The organism is Cylindrospermum stagnale PCC 7417 (genome assembly GCF_000317535.1).
Taxonomy (GTDB): Bacteria; Cyanobacteriota; Cyanobacteriia; order Cyanobacteriales; family Nostocaceae; genus Cylindrospermum; species Cylindrospermum stagnale.
On sequence record NC_020050.1, the window covers coordinates 226,729 to 242,907 of the forward strand.

Below are 16,179 nucleotides of genomic sequence, written 5' to 3' on the forward strand. Positions count from 1 at the left end.
CAATAACCTTAATTTGTCGCCCTTACCCCTGTTAAGGGGGTGTAATTTTGAATCCAAAGTAGGCTGATTTGCTCAATTCTAATAAGACTTACCGATACCAGAAGTTGAGTACGCCTAAAGATGCACGGGTTATGGCATTTTACTAGAGTATATGGACAAGACCCCTAGTAAAAATAGGGAAAAGTTACAGATATCCCCTAGTAAAAATCGCCGACGAAAGGGCGATGGTAACGGGTTTATTTATTGGCGCACCATCACCAAGAATGGTAAAGATTACCAGCAAGCTTATTACCACTGGAAGGAAAACGGTCAGAAAAAAACTAGGTACATATCCAAAAAATTACTGGGGGATATTCAAGAAGCTGAGGCTGCTAAACGTCCAGTCAAAGAAATTCTGCTTTTTTTAGGCATTTCTATCACCCCTAGTAACAACAGCCCTAGTAATTTACTGGGGGATATCCAGTTAAGCCCTAGTAAATCAGATATATCCCCTAGTAACAACAGCCCTAGCAATTTACTAGGGGATATTCCATCAAGCCCTAGTAAATCAGACATCTCCCCTAGTAAAATGCGGCGGCATAAAGAAGAGGGGAGCGGTAACATCCACTGGCGTATCATCACCAAAAAAGACAAAGATTACCCACAGGCTTACTATCATTTTGAGTTTTGGACTCAAGGCGATCGCTTGATAAAATCTTCTAAGTACATTCCTAAGCAGTTAATACATCGAGTTGAGCAGTTAGAGCAAGAGAAAGCACCAGTTAAAGAAATTTTGCAAGTCTTGGGTGTAGAATTGTAAGCATTCAGTCGTTAGCCTTAACTATTTGGAATATACAACGGTAGTAAGAAATGACGCATAGACATTTCCAATTCTGGATTTGGTCTATCTCCATAAGGGACTAACATGGCAGGATGATCTGATTGTTGCAAGTGCATTTTGATACCCGAGCTAGGAATTGCTTTAGCAGCTTCGATTAAATACTTGAGATTAAACTGGATATTCAATGACATTTCTGCTGGTAAATGAGCAATAATAACCTGATCTCCTTTACCAAATTCTCGTTCAATGGATAACCGTAACTGCTGTAAATTTCCATCAAATTGTAAGTAAATTCCTTTCTCTTTCTTATCCGTTAACACAGCTAACCGTTCCAATGCTTTGACTAGCGGTGCTTTTTCTAAAATTACTTCTCTCTCAAAGATGAATTTAGCTAATAATTGCTCACAATCAGGGTAAATTCCTTCCACAACTTGACAGCTAAGAATGACATCTTGCCAAGCAAAACCCAAGCGATTACTTTGAGAATCATACAGCAGATTAATGAATTCCACATCGTCATTTAAGTTACGCGCTATTTCTCTCACCACACGACCAGGAAGAGTAAATTGCATAATTTCCTCAGATGTAACTTGTTTACGAGGTTTTCTGCCAATTCCTTGGGTAGAAAGTTCAGTAATAGCAACTCGATGCCCATCAGTACCAATAAACTTTAACTTCTCCTGTGCAAGTTGTATATGAACTCCAGTCAAGATATATTTATTTTCATCAGTACTGACCGCATAAAGCACTCCTTTCAAACCATCTTTGAAAATTGTTGTTGGCAGAGGTATCGGAGTAGCATCAATTGTATTAGTAGGTGGAAACTCTTCAGCACTGATGCCTCTAATTTCATATTTTCCATCGGCATCAGATAAACTGAGGGAACTGATTTTTGTTTGCTTATCGTCATTAGCAAACTGTGCAATCTGAGTTTGACTATTGAGGTAGATATTACCGTTAGGGCAATGCTTGACTATCTCAAATAGGATTTCTACTGGCACAGTAATTTCACCTTTAAGCAGCACCTGAGCTTCAAAACTGGTCTGAATTGTTAATGCTAAATCAGTGGCAGTTAGATATATCTGTTGTGTTTCGATATCTGCAACGATTAGAGCATTAGCAAGAATAGGATGGGTAGGTTTAGCTGGGGTAGCACAACTAACTAAAGAGAGCGCATCGTGAAATTTAGTTTGTGAGCAGATTACCTCCATTTCTGACTCTATCAGTGGTTGGAAGTTTAACTCTAATTTGGCAGAACGTTTCTTAGCACGTTTATTTGAAGATTCAGTTGGAGTATCAGCATTTAGAGATGTAGGCTTTTTCTTTTTACCTACAGGCATTTCCGGGATATTTGCTGATACTTCATATTCAGTTTTATCGGTTTTAGGAGTAGCTGCACTGGTTTGTTTTGTCTGCTTTGCAGGATTTACCCTTTGTTTTGGCGCTGTTTGAGTCATGATGATTTCTCTCTGGTTGCGTCATTACTGGAAGGGTGACTGCGATAGCAGAAAGAAAGAACTTGACATCCTCCTATAGATAATTTGGATTACCGAATATAGCGGTGGATTTTGGATTTTAAAGATTACTTTCTAAGCTTTAGCGCAGTAAATGATAATGCAATCCGTTTTGGCAAGCCTTTTTTCTCTCTCTGCTTCGTCTACCTACATAGGAAAGCTTATAACCCAATTTCTGCTTGATTGTAATTGTTATGCGTGAGATTTTTGTTTCTCTATGGAAATCACGCGCAATTATTTACATTCATCAAAGATTGAGCAGGAGAAACATCCGAAAAGTTACGCAGCAAACGAAACCGATTGGCAATTTCAGCCATTGCATCTAATAGTTCATCCTCATCCGCAGTCTGAATTACTTCAACGAGCGATCGCTTGAGGGATGCGGGTGACTGATTCTCTTTGCCTAACACCAGTTGATAAAAGAATTGTTTGGAACCAGGAGCTAAAACTTCCATGCCATCCAACAACTTTGACAAGGTGGTAGTACTAACGTCACATTTTCCCCGACGAAACTCGGAAATGTGATTTTCTGAGACCTTTGTGTCACCAGACAACTGTTTGGCACTGATCCTATACCGCTTTATCGTCGCATCGAAGGACTGGGACAGGGGGGACACCGGGTAAGAAATAGCCGAGACAGAATTGTTAACTTTCATTACTAAAATTAGCCAGTAGGCTAATTGATCGTTACTTTATACAGCGATAGGCTAATTCACAGATTAGTAACCTCCGATTCAATGTTAGATCAACATCAACAAATAAGCATCAGTTGCCATTAGTCATTTTTTTGTCCTTTAGCAATGATTAATGACCAGGTAGAAAACAAGCCCCTGTTTAGGTGAACAGGGGCAAGGCATGAAAATTTCTCTAGAAAGATTATGACACAGGGAATTCCAAAATTACAGGGCGTGTTCTACCCTCTCCAGCATGAAGAATGGCTGAGAGCCTACTGTGAACTCACAACAAGAAAGCAAGCCGCTTTCTACTGTCCAGAGCATCAAAAGCGCATTCATTGGTTTGGAGAATGCATTCCAGAAAAAGCAGCCCTTATTAAGTCTGGCTGCTCAGAATTCCAAGTTAACATCACTTTTGAGGAGACTGAGTCATGATACCAAAGCCTCAGAGGGACGATCATGGAAAAGTTCAGGGTGAATTTTACCCACTACAAAAGGCAGAGCTTATTGCCCTTCGTAAAGCCAAGCTGATAAACAATTCTGCTTATGTTCACTTTGCTCTTAGGTATGAAAATCCATACTGCGATCGCTCCATCACCATTATTCCCAAAGAATTTGCTACGCGGTGGCAAATACCAGAAAGTAGCGTTTACGAGGCAATAGCCAAGCTCAAGGACAGTAACACTATCAATATCAAGTCAGGCAGAATCACCATTGAGTGGGCTAATTCTCAACAAGCCGAAATTGTTGAGAATCAACAAGCAGACGTTATTGATTCTCAACAAGTAAACAATTCTGGGAATCCAGAAAAATTCTGGGAATCCAGAAAAAATTCTGGGAATCCAGAAAAATTTACGGAATCCCAGAAAAATTTACGGAATCCCAGAAAAAATTCTGGAAGTTCAGAAAATTGCAGTCCAGAACCCTCTCCCAGCAAGGGTTCCAACTCTCCTCAGACTATTCAGACTTATTCAGACTTAAAAAACTCTCTCTCAGATGGTGAGAGAGAGAGTTTTTTAAAGTTTGGATTAGAAAAAGCTAGAAAGTTGCCTAAACCCCCAGAACTTCCCCACAAGTGGATAGAAACACACTGGGAGGAAATATCAGCAGAGTGGATGAAGGTACAAGGTAAGATTCCTGAAATTCAGAAACAAAAATGGAAGAATCACCCCTATCGAGATGAGTGGTTAGAAAAAATTCGCTCTCTTGGACAATTTGGTTTTTACGCTGAGAACCGTCAAGAAGAAAAAGAACGGCGGGAATTTTTCAAGTGGGCGGATGCTAATAACTTGATATGGGGTCAATCATGATTGATGACTTACCCCAATTTGAACCAGTTCCCTTGCGTCCTGAAGAGGAAAACCAAGAAGAGGAAATTTTCTATCCCCGGTGGCGATGTTTCTGTTGCCAAGATTCTGGTCTAGTCTCACGGGATTTAGTTCAGTTAATCATGCCAAAGTACAATCCAGACCGAGATAAGTGGGTACTTTGCCAGGGAGCCAATTGCGACGCATCGAAACGCTGGGAGAATGTACCAATTGAAAATTTTGATATCCGCTTTATTCCCAGTATTTGTCAAAAGCTGGATTTAATCAATCGAGAAAACTGGCGTAACACTGTAAAACAACAAATTAACATTCGCCAATTGGCTAAAAAACTGAAAATGCCTGGAAGTGGGAATCGCACCGAAAATGACAACCGTGAAGTGCAGCAACAGAAACAAGAAATTGAAGCAATTTATGAAGAGGAATGGATGAAAATGTCAAATGTACATTTGAGCCAAGAATACGAACAAAAAGAAGATTAATTCTATCGAACTACCAAAATTATTGTGGTGTAAATTGTAGGCACGATAGCTTAATAACCTTGTTATTGTATCGCCCGTTCTTTAATTTTGGTTTTGGTGTAAATGACTGTAGTTATTTCTTGATTTTAGGCATCACCGGATAACTAATATCCGTTGTCTAGCTCGCGAACTAGCAACATAATACAACCGATTAAACTCTCTAATCTTTGCTAGGACTGAATTACTGTTATCTCCTCGTTCTGGATTAAGTCGCTTACTCAAATCTTGACCATCAATACCAGCCTCTAAGAAAGTGCTACCTTGGCTATTGTGAACAGTTAATGCAAAGCAGTTTCTGACGTTAGCAAACTGCTCGATATGTCTGTAGTACTGCTTCCACAAAAAGGGATTACGCTTGGCACTTTTGAGTAAGCGTTTGGTTTCTTGGTCGAATCGTGTTTGCTCATCTTCATGCAATACGTAGATTTGACGCACAATTCCGTCGTCTGTCTTTATCTTTAACCTCCAAGCATTATAATTGTTATAACGGTCTACAAAGGCATCTAAAACAGTAAATTCCATAGATGTCGAAAGAATTGCAGTTTTCCCATCAGGAGCCATCACAGGATCTCTGGTGATTAATCTCTCTCCAGAAATAAATCTATTGGCATCTTCACCATATAAATATGTCCGAATCTGCTGATTGTAAAAGTCAACTTGAGCATTCGTCCAGGACAAAATTCGGAAACAATCTGGGTTTTTAGCAAATTCTTTAGACATCTTTTTGCAGGCATAACGCAGCAAAGTTTGACGTTTAACCATCAGCGCCCCGTTACTTTTATCAGGCAAATAATTAGCATAAGGCTCAAAAGGAAACTTGCTCTTGGTGACTGCATAGCGAGAGGCTGTGACAAACTCTAACAAAGGGCTACCAGTTCCTTGACGCACAACTTGAGTCAATACTGCTTTATCTGGTACTTGAAAACTAGGGGATTTTCCTTCATTAACTGGATTTAACTGTGCTGGGTCGCCCATGAGAATAATTTTGAGCTTTGTCCAGGTGGATGATTGATTAGCAACATTCTCAATCCAGCGCCAGAGTTGTTTACCAATCATGGAACATTCGTCAATAAAGACAACATCAAATAGATTGATGTAAGAGGGGCCAGTCTGGTCAAGTACTTTCTCTTTACCTCTAGTCACCATACCCAGTCCTAGCAACTGGTGAATGGTGAAGAATTCTACGCCAGTTACGCCATTTTCTGCCGCCGTGCGTTGCAGCACACCTACAGCTTTATTAGTGGGTGCGGTGACAGCAACTCGCTTATCTTGAACCAATAGTTCTCGAATAAGTTGCTGAACACAAGTAGTATTATGAGTTACAATGCAATGCTCTGTCACATAGAGATGTGACGGATGCTCTACAGCAATACACACACATTCTTCCTCACCTGCATTCTCTGCTGATATGATGTATCGAGTGGGAATATATCGAGTTTTCGGTTTTACACGATCACGTTTGCGGGACAAATGAAACGGATTAATGTCTGGTGGTAAACAAATTGATAAACAGTAACAAAGCCGTCCAGATGCAGTATTCTTCTCCCGTATGCGACAAATACCACCCAATGACTCAACCAAACTCTTAACGTCGTATCCTAGTTGTAAAGAACTCGTTGCCAACAAAGTTTCATAACCTTTCTTGGAGACACTACCATCTGTGTCCATTAATCCACGCAGTAATTCTAAGCGTACTTTTTTAGAATTAATTAAGTAGCAGTTGGGAATGTATTTCTCATAAGAGTACTTATTCCACAAACCTAAATTTCTTAATGTCTGAGTTAGCTGATTATACCGAAATTGCCCTTTCCATGTAGTACCGATAAATGCATATGTTAAACCTAATTCCCTTCCTACAGATTTCATTTCTATGCCTTGGGGGACTAATTTACCGCATCGTTCAGCAATCTCAGAGTCTGTTGTAGTTAGCTTAGGTGTTCCCTGGGTCAATCCTCCATCTCCTAATAGACAGCCTAATAAGTAAGGCTCTACAGGAACAGAAGATGATTCAAAGTCAGCACATTGCATAACCGGAATTTTATGATTTTTGTGAGTACCTTTTCTTGCCGTTAATGATTGTGCAATTTCGTATGTTGTTTTGACACGACCTGGTTTTAACTGATAAATTTTTCCTTTTTTATCAGCTTTATATTTGCTAACACGATTTACGGCACGTTCAGAATGACTTTCTGTGAGCCAAAGATGTTCATAACAACAACGTGTTGAACTACCATCACTGAATGTGACTCTGGCAACAGGTTTAATGCCTTGTGGAAAAATAGCTAAAACTTTTGTTCGAGTACCATCACTGGAAATAACTGAATCACCTGCTTTCAAATCACCTATTGGTTTCCAACCTGTGGGGGTAAGAACTGGAGTTTTTATTGGTTGTGCTTTCCCAGTCCCTGCATAACCTGCTAGTAAAAATACACTTTTTAAGTTTTTCGGTTGCAGAAACTCATGTATTTTTGCCAGAGCTTTACTTTGCTGATAAGTAAGCTCCCAAGCGTTGTGTGTCAGTGATGCTGACAGTAAATGTGAAGTAGCTTCTATCATATGCGCTCCGATAATTCATAATTGCTCCATTCAATGCAGCGATAGCTGTTGGTTTTGGTTAACCAAAAAACAACACCCCTTCTGGTATCAAAAACCCAGAAGGGGTGGAAGAGATTTATTCACGCTGGGATTTGAGGATTGGAGCCAGCATTATGTAGGCGATTACGGTACACTGCGTGAACGCTTGCATAATGTAGCCATAGCTAATCGCTTGAACAATTTCTGGTCAAAAGGTAGCAGAGGAATCACAAGACGAGATGCAGTGCTCTTCATTTTATCTAGACAAAACTGGACAACCTTCCCGGTAGGGCGGGTTATTGCGATTATTCTCAATAATCCTAGAGTCAAGACCCGCCTACCGGACAGGATTTACTCGTCTAACGATTAATTTTTTAATGGTTGTCCAGTTTTGTTAAGACCTCCCCAAACCCATACAAGCGCTTGCGTGGCGTAGCCATTGCTAATCGCTTACACAATTTCGTCACTTATTCAGAAAACAACCCAACAGTACGTGTAGTAGAAATACTTGAGACAATCTGCAATTTGACAAATCTGAAATTTCCTGTGCATCCAGAAAATCTCTATGTTATTCAACAAACAAAAATACCTGCCCTACGGGATTGCATTTTTCAGTGTGGGAGTAACCTTGCTAGTAAAGCTGGGACTAGAGCATCTAACTGGAATCACAAGTTCTTTCAGCTTGTGGCTAATTGCTATCTCTATAAATACTTGGTACGGTAGCATCATTTCAGGATTGATATCAGTGTTTTTGGCTGCTTTAGCTAGTCATTACTTTTTTACAGACCCATCTTCTACTCTTGATAGTCTGGAATTTGTATTATTTGTTATCGAGGGTCTATTAATCAGTGCGCTAACTGCTAACTTTCAGTCAAGCAAACAGCAGTCAGATACTGATAAAACAGAAGCCCAAATCAATCTAAAAGATTTATTACAGAGTCAGCGTTCACTCCGCCAAGGTGAAGAACTATACAGAATATTAACCCAAAATCTACCTAATGGAGTAGTTTTTCTCTTTGATCGATATATGCGCTTTATGGGTGCTGAAGGCACAGAACTGCAAATCTTTGGTTTACAAAAAGAAGAGTTCCAAGGTAAAACGCTGCACGAAATTGTTCCTTCTGAGACTTACGAGCTGATTGAACCAGCTTACCGCAGTGCCTTACTTGGATTCCCAGTATGTATTGAAATCCCTTACACCAATCAGGTTTATCTAATACAAACTTTTCCAGTCAAAGATGAAAATAGCCAAATTCTGACGGGTTTGGCAGTATTCCAAAACATCACCAACCGCAAACAAGCAGAAGCCAAAATTATTCAGCTAAACCTTGCTCTAAATCGACGAGTTAGAGAACTGCAAACTTTGTTAGAAGTTATTCCAACTGGTATTGGTATTGCAGAAGATCCAGAATGCCGAACTATTCGAGTTAATCCGGCTCTTGCCAAACTGCTTAACATATCTGTTGACGCAAATGCCTCTCTTACCGCTCCTGATGATGAACGTCCGACTAACTTTAAAGTTTATCAATCAGGCAGAGAACTAGCTCCAGAAGAACTGGCTATGCAATATGCTACTACTCATGGTGTGGAAATACTGGATTTGGAAATTGAGTTGGTTCGTAATGATGGTGTCATATTTAACCTATTGCAGTATGCTGCCCCTTTATTTGATGAAGAGGGAAAAGTGCGGGGGTGTGTAAGTGTATTTCTAGACATTACCCAACGCAACCAGGCAGAAAGAAAACTGCAAGCAGCTAGAAATCAGTTGCAGACTGTGCTAGAGGCAGTACCTGGAATTGTATCTTGGGTAAGTTTTGACTTGCGCTATCTGGGTGTCAACAAGCACTTAGCTGATAGTTTTAATTTGCCTCCCGAAGCTTTTGTTGGTCAGGATATTGGGTTTTTGGGTGGTGGTAATGGGTTTCGTGAGTTCGTGCAAAAGTTCTTCGCTGGAGATGAGTCTGAAGCACTATGTGAGTTTACATCCATAAGCACAGAGCGTAGCTATTTAATCGTGGCTCAAAAATATGACCAGAACAGAGCCGCATTTTTAATCGGCATTGATATCACCGAACAAAAGCGTGTAGAAGAGAAACTGAGACAAAAGACTGAGGAACTGGCCAACATAAATCGAGTCAAGGACGAATTTGTTGCTGTTCTGTCTCATGAGTTACGTACTCCGATGCATAATCTTCACGGCTGGGCGCAACTATTGCTAACTGAATCTGAGATGGATGAAGCACTGAAAATTGAGGGACTGGAAACGATTGAGCGCAATGCCCGTCTACAAGTTCGTTTAATTGATGATTTGTTGGATTTGGCTAGGATACAGAAGGGCGAGATGAATTTGGAAATCGGACTTGTTGACGTAGCAAGTGTAATTCGGGCAGCAACAGATACTATTCGATTGTCAGCCGAAACAAAGGGCATTCAAATTCTGTTAAATATTGATGCTGCTGTACCCAAAGTTTCAGGTGATGCTATCCGCTTACAACAGGTGGTTTGGAATTTGCTTGCAAATGCAATCAAGTTTAGTCCCAAGAATGAAAGTGTAGAGGTGAGGTTGGAACAAGTTGAGTCTCAGGCTCAGATTACTGTTATTGATAGAGGGAGGGGCATAGAAGCAGAATTTTTACCATTCGTTTTTGAACGGTTTAGTCAGTGTAACGCTTCCACTACTCGTTCTGCTGGTGGATTGGGGTTAGGATTAGCGATCGCTCGTTATATTGTAGAACTCCACAATGGTAATATCACAGCAACCAGTGCAGGAAAGGGAAAAGGAGCGACATTCACGGTAACGCTACCTATAGCCACAATGAACGCGGAGTTAGGCAATGATCAACTATTACCAGCAGAAGCGGTTGATAGCAATCAGAAAATTGTCCAATTGCAGAACATATGCATTTTGGTTGTGGATGACGATGCAGATGCCCGTCTTTTAATCCAAACTGTTCTCCAGGGTGCAGGGGCAGATGTATTATTAGCAGCATCAGTTCCAGAAGCACTGGCACTTTTAGAAGAAAGTATTTGTGTAGCGAGCCAGAGGACATCGCCTAATCTACTGATTAGCGATATTAGTATGCCAGATGAGGATGGCTTTAGCTTGATTCGTCAGGTTCGCTCCCGTAGCATAGACCAAGGGGGACAAATTCCGGCGATCGCTCTTACGGCTTTTGCTGGCTCTGAAAATGAGCAACGGATTTTAGACGCAGGGTTCCAACTTTTTATTGCCAAGCCGATTGAGCCAATGGAACTCGTGGATCAGATAATTGAGGTGTTGAATATATGATTAATACTATGAGTATTTACTTAAATCCGTGAGAATGCTCCCGCCATAATCTCTGATTTGGCGGCGAGATGAATCACGCGCGAAATAAGGAGGCATCAGCTTCATTTTATCTAGACAAAACTGGACAACCTTTCCGGTAGGGGCAGGTCTGTTTCATTCGATAAGGTAGAGATTTTGTCAACAGCGTGGGCGAGAAATTTGGGGAAGTTAGTAATCGAAAAATTACCATTTCAACGAGTAAATTTCCGTGCAATCGCCATTTTATTGTCCAATCAGATTTTTTAATCACCTGATTTTTTTGACTTGGAAGCTTGTAAATCAGAGCCTTTTAGGGAATGAAACAGCCCTGCCGGTAGTTAGTGTCTGATCGCGATGATTATTGAGAATAAGCGCAATAAACACTAACTACCGGACAGGGTTTACTCGCCAACAACATTATTAGTCATTATCTGGTCAATTTCTTGTAGCTTTTCTTCCAGAGCTTGGCGAATTTCTTCAAGTTGATTATGCTTAATTCCCTCAAAATTGATGGATTGTATGGTTTTAACTGTTTGTCCCATCTTTTTTTTCTGGTCAGTTGAAGTGTCAGAAGATTTATACTGCTTCAAAATATCTTTGACCAGTACTTTTATTCGGCTTAATGAAAGCTTCTCTTGAATAACTCTTCGAGTTAGCTGGACTCTAATTTCCAGAGATTGCGCTTCATCAATATTTAATTGTTCAGCAGACAACTTATTTAATTCTCGCGCCTTACTACCTTCCAGTCCCTCATCCCGAATAGCATTTTTGAGATCCTGTGAAACCTTGAGTAGAGGAAAAATATTAGTATCAATAGAAGTGGGGTTAAGCTGCAATTCTAGGATTACCTCAAAGATATTTTCTTCTTCAGGACTTTTAAACCCTACTGTCTCTATCCACTCCTGTTGCGCTTCCTTGGAGGCTAATCGAATATCCGCCAGTTCCAAATTTTTGCGGTTACGCTCTAATCGACTCATAGCCGCATTGAGGAGCCGGGGTATCGCATCTTTTTGATCCTCTAAGTCTGGATAGTCATAGATGATTTGTTGAATTAAAGACTCTGCCAAATCGAGGGCATTCAGATCCTCCCGATGTAGAGTAGTTGAGAGGGCTTGTCTGTGAAGTTTTCTGTCATCTACCTCAATACCAGCAGCTATAAACACGGCTTTTAAAGCCTTCCACCCCAATAGATGTGCCGCTCGCCACCGCCTTTCCCCATCAAACAGCAAGTATCTACCATTAGATAAAGGAATTAAAATAATTGGTGTATGCTGGCCTTGAGTTTTCAGAAGTTCTGCCATTCCCTGAATACTGGCTTTGGTAAAAGTCTGTCGAGGTTGACGAGGATTACGGTCAATCAGGTTAATGGCAACTTCTTCAACTCCTTGCTTGTTAGCTACTTCTGCAACTAACTCCTGAATCCGTAGTTCCAGAGCAATTTTTTCTTCGCTCCCGATTTCTACTGCTCGAAGGTGAGTAATTTCCGATTCTAGTTCCTCAACTCGCTGAGTTAAATGGTGAATCTTTTGTGACTGTCCTGCGGTTGCAAACGCATTAGAAATATCTGGTTTTGGCATTAGTCTTGATTCATTAACTCAATAATTTTGGCAACAATGGGATTGAAGTCTTTAATGGCTTCACAAGTAGGTGCAAACAGATGAATGGGAAGCCCTACTCCACTAGCATTAATAAATTGGTTTGATTCACGGATTGGAGGGAAGCACGAAATCCCAATCTCTTGCAATTGATTGGGCATTTCTGCTCCTATATTCCGGTGAGCGGCTACTTTTTTCACGTTTACTTGTGATGGTACAAATCCTAAAATTTCTGGTTCTGGTCGTAGTCGCAATTCGTTAATTTTGTCATAGAACCAATTAATTAAACTGGCTGACCCATATAGAGCCTTGTATTCCAGCTGCATTACTACTAAGATATGGGTGGCTGCGGCTAAAGCTAGCATACCCATTGGTTCCAAACCACCTGGGTTATCCAGAATAATAATGTCAGATTCAATGGGATAATCTTGTAAACGGTCTTGAAGTAAATAGTATTTTCTAGAATGTGAGTAAACTTTCTGAATACTTTCTTCTAGGGGAGCGCCACCTAAAATGACGTTGACGTTCTTGACTTTGTTATCCCAAATGGGGAAAAGGGGATAATCTCCTTTAAAGTCATCTCTCAGAACGGCTGCTAGGGTTTGTTCAGGAGGAGGATCTTGATTTTTTGAAAAGGCTCCAGTGAAGATTTTCAGTGAACCTAGTGGATCTAGTTCAATGACCGTGACTGAATAACCTTTGGCCCCCAGCATATATGCTAGATGAGTTACTAAGGTCGTTTTACCCGTTCCACCAGCATTAGACTTAATATCTAATCGAATTTTTCTTTTGACCGCTTTCTTTTTCATAAACTAAGAGAGTTAGGAAAATCGTGGAGTAACGTTACTCCATTGTAAGTCATGGAAGCTTTCAACACGCTTTTTAAACTCAATTGTCAACTATTTAAGAGTTGTTGACTTTGGTAGGACTTACGCAAGAACTCTCTCAAACCCTTATTCCTTTGTGTCCTACAGCCCTTTGGGCATCGCTGCGCGCGTGCGTCTTTTGCGGTTTGTTTCTTCATGATGAAAGCGTAAATCCTGTTTAGTTTTATTTTCCCCATTGCATAACTCTAGGGTTGCTGTACCAGTCTGAGTAGCCGTTCACCCAGTGCCATTCTTCCTAATTCAGAAATAACCTCAACTGGAACACCAACAGATGTAGCTGCTTCTGGAATTGTCACTCTGCTATTTCGCAACAGGGCTAAAACCTGCTGCATTTTAGAGACAACTGGATCATTTTTGTTAGTGTAACCTCGATTAATAGCAATTCTCAGCCCGGTTTCAATATCATCCACTGTAGCTCGGCGATTTTTATCTATTAATAGTGTCTGCTGTCCAGCAATCGCATTGGCAATCTGAATACCAACATACCCAGTATTCCGACGCTGGGGAATAATATCGAAGTTGTAAAGTCGCTTTTGTCCTGCTTGGTCTACAGTTTGGACAAGTAAGTTAGTAATGGCAGTGGTGGTAGCTCCTGGAAACTTTAGCGGTTGGATTGCTCTCAGAAAGATGGTTGTAGCGCGTCCACTTTTTAAATCTGTCTCTGTGGTGTAGACCAGTCGTGAAGTGTCTGCTACCAAAATGTAAGCGATTGCCTCGTCAGTTTTGCTGAAGCTGATAGGTGTAGCACGTCCTGGAGTAACTTGAACCTGAATCCTATTGCTTGCAGCAGTATCCCGTTCAATCAAGCGATATGCAGGAGTTTGTGCCTTTACCTGTACAACAGGTATCGTCACCCCAAATAGTATTGCGGTGCTAGCAATAACAAGAGTGGCAAATATTTTCATACTAATAAAAGGATTTTGGACTAGAAGTTTTGACTTACAGGCTGTTCCAGTAATTTCAAAAGCTAGGATGCAGTTTATGACTCGATTCCAATTGGTTTGAATTTTGAATTTATGACTCGATTCCAAATATGTATCATCGTTCAACTTTCAAAAAATTATTGACGACAACGGAGACTTCTGTCCCTTCAGGTAAAAACTGGATATTGGGACGTTGTAGTAATTCCTGCACTGCTTGGTCAGAACGCCTAGACAGACGTTCACTGACTGGACTAAAAAACCCTTCCAACGCAGCTGCCCAAATTTGAGGATTAGAATTGCTAGAAACAGTACTTTGGTTAAAAGTACCACTGGAGACAACAGTGCTAGATTGAGTGCGGGGTTGATTCACTATGCTGCCCACACGAACCAAACTACTAAGCAATCCTACTAATAAATCTTGTTGGGCAATATCTGAACCCACATCATTTAGCTTTTGAGCAATTAATGGTCGCTTATCTCGACCACGAATTAACAGAGTCTCAGCCGGAATGGTTTCCTGTTTGACTGTGCCTTGGGAATCAGGGTAAATTACAGCGATCGCACTAGCAGATACCAAATTATTTTTTTTACCTACCGCAGCGGTTCTCGCCACTAAAACAGTACCAGCCGGGAGCGCCACCGTTCCATCTGTTGCTTTTAGAGGTTTAGTTAACTCCACAGCAAAGCGGTCATTGGGATTATTGCCTCCTTCATCCCAAATCATCGGCATAATAAGTCTCCCCTTGGTTGATGTACCCAGTGATACCTCTTTAATTCCCCCTGCATTGAAATTGGCTAGACTTGCATTGAGATCAGCTGGAGCTACAGGGGTGCGGTTAAGGATACCTAGCATTCCTGGAGTCAGGTTATTAGTTTTACTGTCAGAGCTTTTAGAGCCAATTAAAACTGTTTGAATACCAGGGTCTTGGGGAGTGGTAATGGATGCGCTAGCTGTTGGTTTTGAGTCTGTTGGAGTTTGAGTCTTTACTGCAAATTCTTCTTGAGTTTCACCGGCTTGATAATTACCGATTTGCAATTGTCCCAAGCTAGCTAGTTGATTCCACTGCTGGTAAGGATCGACATTACTTTCAGGCTGTCGTATTGGTGGTGAAGCTTTATAGTTTACAGAAGTTGGAGAGTTATACCGCACGGACGGGGGTGCAGGTTGAAAACCTCTTACAGGAATTGGAGAGTTATACCGTACAGACGGGGGTGTAGGTTGAGAAATTCTTACAGGAGTTATTGGTGTTATGCGTGATGCAACAGCTGTGCGCGGTGCAAAAGTCTGAGGTGCTGCACGAGGAGAAGATGGCGTTGGTTTGGGCTGATTTTGTAGGGTTGGAGTCGGGGATTTAGCCGCAACAGGTTCTACTTTCAGTTGTTGCTGTTGGTCTTGAAACGCTAATCTGCTTTTCAGTTCCGCAGATTCGTCTAAAGCTGTTTCGGTAGTTGGAGAGGGATTAGTAGTTTTCACTGCTTGTTTGGTAGGAGGTTTGGGTTGAAGAAATCCAAACCAGAGCAGTGAGCCAGATGCAATAACGATTCCCACCAAAGCAACTACTGACCCAAGACGGACACTAGGTTTCTCTGCTAATGGTCGCTCTACCGCTTTTTCTGCATCTTGTTTCAAGCGATATTCTTCGGAAATAAGCTGACTTGCAGTAGGGTTATAACCTGCCAGCAACTGCTCCTCTTCAGGACTGATATCCTCATCAGCAACTACAGTGGCTTGGGTAGAACGATGATTGCCGTTAGTAGTATTGGATTCCGGCAAAGACTCAGCAGAATTTTCGTTCAGGTAGTCGAATTCATGGTTTTGATTTGAATTGGTCATAATTCTACCTTTTTCCTTTATCAATGGTTCGGGTAGTTTTGAGTGAATGCACGAAAGGAATCAGGGTTTCAGGCTGCACAGATGAAGGTAATCATCGGGGTTCCAGCGATAATATCCGAATAGTTGTTAGGACTTACGTAAATCCTTCCATGTCTTAACTTTGAATCGCCAGGGAAGCCACTATGCCTCCAAACAAAATTCCTAT

At 41.0% G+C, this 16,179-nt stretch carries 12 protein-coding genes; 5 read left to right on the forward strand and 7 right to left on the reverse strand.

What is annotated here, in order from left to right; genetic code table 11:
* Positions 1-151: 151 nt before the first annotated feature.
* A complete protein-coding gene (locus tag CYLST_RS30530; RefSeq protein WP_015328396.1) occupies positions 152-799 on the forward strand; it encodes a hypothetical protein in 648 nt (215 codons plus the stop codon).
* A 17-nt stretch (positions 800-816) separates the two neighbouring features.
* On the opposite strand, the gene dnaN is transcribed toward CYLST_RS30530, so the two are convergent.
* Positions 817-2,277: a DNA polymerase III subunit beta gene (gene dnaN / locus CYLST_RS30535; protein ID WP_015328397.1), complete on the reverse strand. Its 1,461-nt coding sequence runs from the start codon at positions 2,275-2,277 to the stop codon at positions 817-819.
* A gap of 281 nt (positions 2,278-2,558) precedes the next feature.
* A complete protein-coding gene (locus CYLST_RS30540) occupies positions 2,559-2,990 on the reverse strand; it encodes a helix-turn-helix domain-containing protein (protein WP_015328398.1) in 432 nt (143 codons plus the stop codon).
* 222 nt (positions 2,991-3,212) lie between these two features.
* On the opposite strand from CYLST_RS30540, the gene CYLST_RS30545 reads away from it, so the two are divergent.
* From CYLST_RS30545 to CYLST_RS30555, 3 genes are read left to right on the forward strand one after another with little or no spacing between them, the layout of a single operon-like run.
* Positions 3,213-3,443: a hypothetical protein gene (locus CYLST_RS30545; protein WP_015328399.1), complete on the forward strand. Its 231-nt coding sequence runs from the start codon at positions 3,213-3,215 to the stop codon at positions 3,441-3,443.
* A complete protein-coding gene (locus CYLST_RS30550; RefSeq protein WP_015328400.1) occupies positions 3,440-4,318 on the forward strand; it encodes a hypothetical protein in 879 nt (292 codons plus the stop codon). The genes CYLST_RS30545 and CYLST_RS30550 overlap by 4 nt, the downstream gene beginning before the upstream one ends.
* On the forward strand, positions 4,315-4,815 hold the full coding sequence (locus tag CYLST_RS30555) for a hypothetical protein (RefSeq protein ID WP_015328401.1): 501 nt from the start codon (positions 4,315-4,317) through the stop codon (positions 4,813-4,815). Before CYLST_RS30550 ends, CYLST_RS30555 begins: the two co-directional genes overlap by 4 nt.
* A 132-nt stretch (positions 4,816-4,947) precedes the next feature.
* Here the strand turns inward: CYLST_RS30555 and CYLST_RS33895 are convergent, their stop codons facing one another.
* The gene (locus CYLST_RS33895) at positions 4,948-7,410 is read right to left on the reverse strand and encodes an AAA family ATPase (protein WP_015328402.1); all 2,463 of its coding nucleotides are present in this window, start codon (positions 7,408-7,410) and stop codon (positions 4,948-4,950) included.
* A 583-nt stretch (positions 7,411-7,993) separates the two neighbouring features.
* Here CYLST_RS33895 and CYLST_RS32665 point away from each other — a divergent pair.
* Positions 7,994-10,717 carry a hybrid sensor histidine kinase/response regulator gene (locus CYLST_RS32665; protein WP_015328403.1) on the forward strand — a complete coding sequence of 908 codons (2,724 nt, stop codon included), beginning with the start codon at positions 7,994-7,996 and terminating at the stop codon, positions 10,715-10,717.
* 419 nt (positions 10,718-11,136) lie between these two features.
* Here CYLST_RS32665 and CYLST_RS30570 read toward each other — a convergent pair whose 3' ends face one another.
* The 4 genes from CYLST_RS30570 to CYLST_RS30585 all read right to left on the reverse strand — a co-directional run bounded on the left by CYLST_RS30570 (position 11,137) and on the right by CYLST_RS30585 (position 15,974).
* Positions 11,137-12,312: a ParB/RepB/Spo0J family partition protein gene (locus CYLST_RS30570; RefSeq protein WP_015328404.1), complete on the reverse strand. Its 1,176-nt coding sequence runs from the start codon at positions 12,310-12,312 to the stop codon at positions 11,137-11,139.
* Positions 12,312-13,139, reverse strand: a complete 828-nt coding sequence (locus CYLST_RS30575; protein WP_015328405.1) for a ParA family protein — start codon at positions 13,137-13,139, stop codon at positions 12,312-12,314. Before CYLST_RS30575 ends, CYLST_RS30570 begins: the two co-directional genes overlap by 1 nt.
* A gap of 263 nt (positions 13,140-13,402) precedes the next feature.
* On the reverse strand, positions 13,403-14,122 hold the full coding sequence (locus CYLST_RS30580) for a hypothetical protein (RefSeq protein WP_015328406.1): 720 nt from the start codon (positions 14,120-14,122) through the stop codon (positions 13,403-13,405).
* 133 nt (positions 14,123-14,255) lie between these two features.
* Positions 14,256-15,974 (reverse strand): TrbI/VirB10 family protein, encoded by a 1,719-nt coding sequence (locus CYLST_RS30585; protein WP_015328407.1) that lies wholly within the window; start codon positions 15,972-15,974, stop codon positions 14,256-14,258.
* Positions 15,975-16,179: the final 205 nt, after the last annotated feature.

What these genes read in the sequence shown, in the direction of transcription:
- CYLST_RS30585 (WP_015328407.1), bottom strand. Translation starts at nt 15,974, where the DNA reads ATGACCAATTCAAATCAAAACCATGAATTCGACTACCTGAACGAAAAT.
- CYLST_RS30575 (WP_015328405.1), bottom strand. Translation starts at nt 13,139, where the DNA reads ATGAAAAAGAAAGCGGTCAAAAGAAAAATTCGATTAGATATTAAGTCT.
- CYLST_RS30540 (WP_015328398.1), bottom strand. Translation starts at nt 2,990, where the DNA reads ATGAAAGTTAACAATTCTGTCTCGGCTATTTCTTACCCGGTGTCCCCC.
- CYLST_RS30550 (WP_015328400.1), top strand. Translation starts at nt 3,440, where the DNA reads ATGATACCAAAGCCTCAGAGGGACGATCATGGAAAAGTTCAGGGTGAA.
- CYLST_RS30570 (WP_015328404.1), bottom strand. Translation starts at nt 12,312, where the DNA reads ATGCCAAAACCAGATATTTCTAATGCGTTTGCAACCGCAGGACAGTCA.
- CYLST_RS30580 (WP_015328406.1), bottom strand. Translation starts at nt 14,122, where the DNA reads ATGAAAATATTTGCCACTCTTGTTATTGCTAGCACCGCAATACTATTT.
- CYLST_RS33895 (WP_015328402.1), bottom strand. Translation starts at nt 7,410, where the DNA reads ATGATAGAAGCTACTTCACATTTACTGTCAGCATCACTGACACACAAC.
- CYLST_RS30555 (WP_015328401.1), top strand. Translation starts at nt 4,315, where the DNA reads ATGATTGATGACTTACCCCAATTTGAACCAGTTCCCTTGCGTCCTGAA.
- dnaN (WP_015328397.1), bottom strand. Translation starts at nt 2,277, where the DNA reads ATGACTCAAACAGCGCCAAAACAAAGGGTAAATCCTGCAAAGCAGACA.
- CYLST_RS30545 (WP_015328399.1), top strand. Translation starts at nt 3,213, where the DNA reads ATGACACAGGGAATTCCAAAATTACAGGGCGTGTTCTACCCTCTCCAG.
- CYLST_RS30530 (WP_015328396.1), top strand. Translation starts at nt 152, where the DNA reads ATGGACAAGACCCCTAGTAAAAATAGGGAAAAGTTACAGATATCCCCT.
- CYLST_RS32665 (WP_015328403.1), top strand. Translation starts at nt 7,994, where the DNA reads ATGTTATTCAACAAACAAAAATACCTGCCCTACGGGATTGCATTTTTC.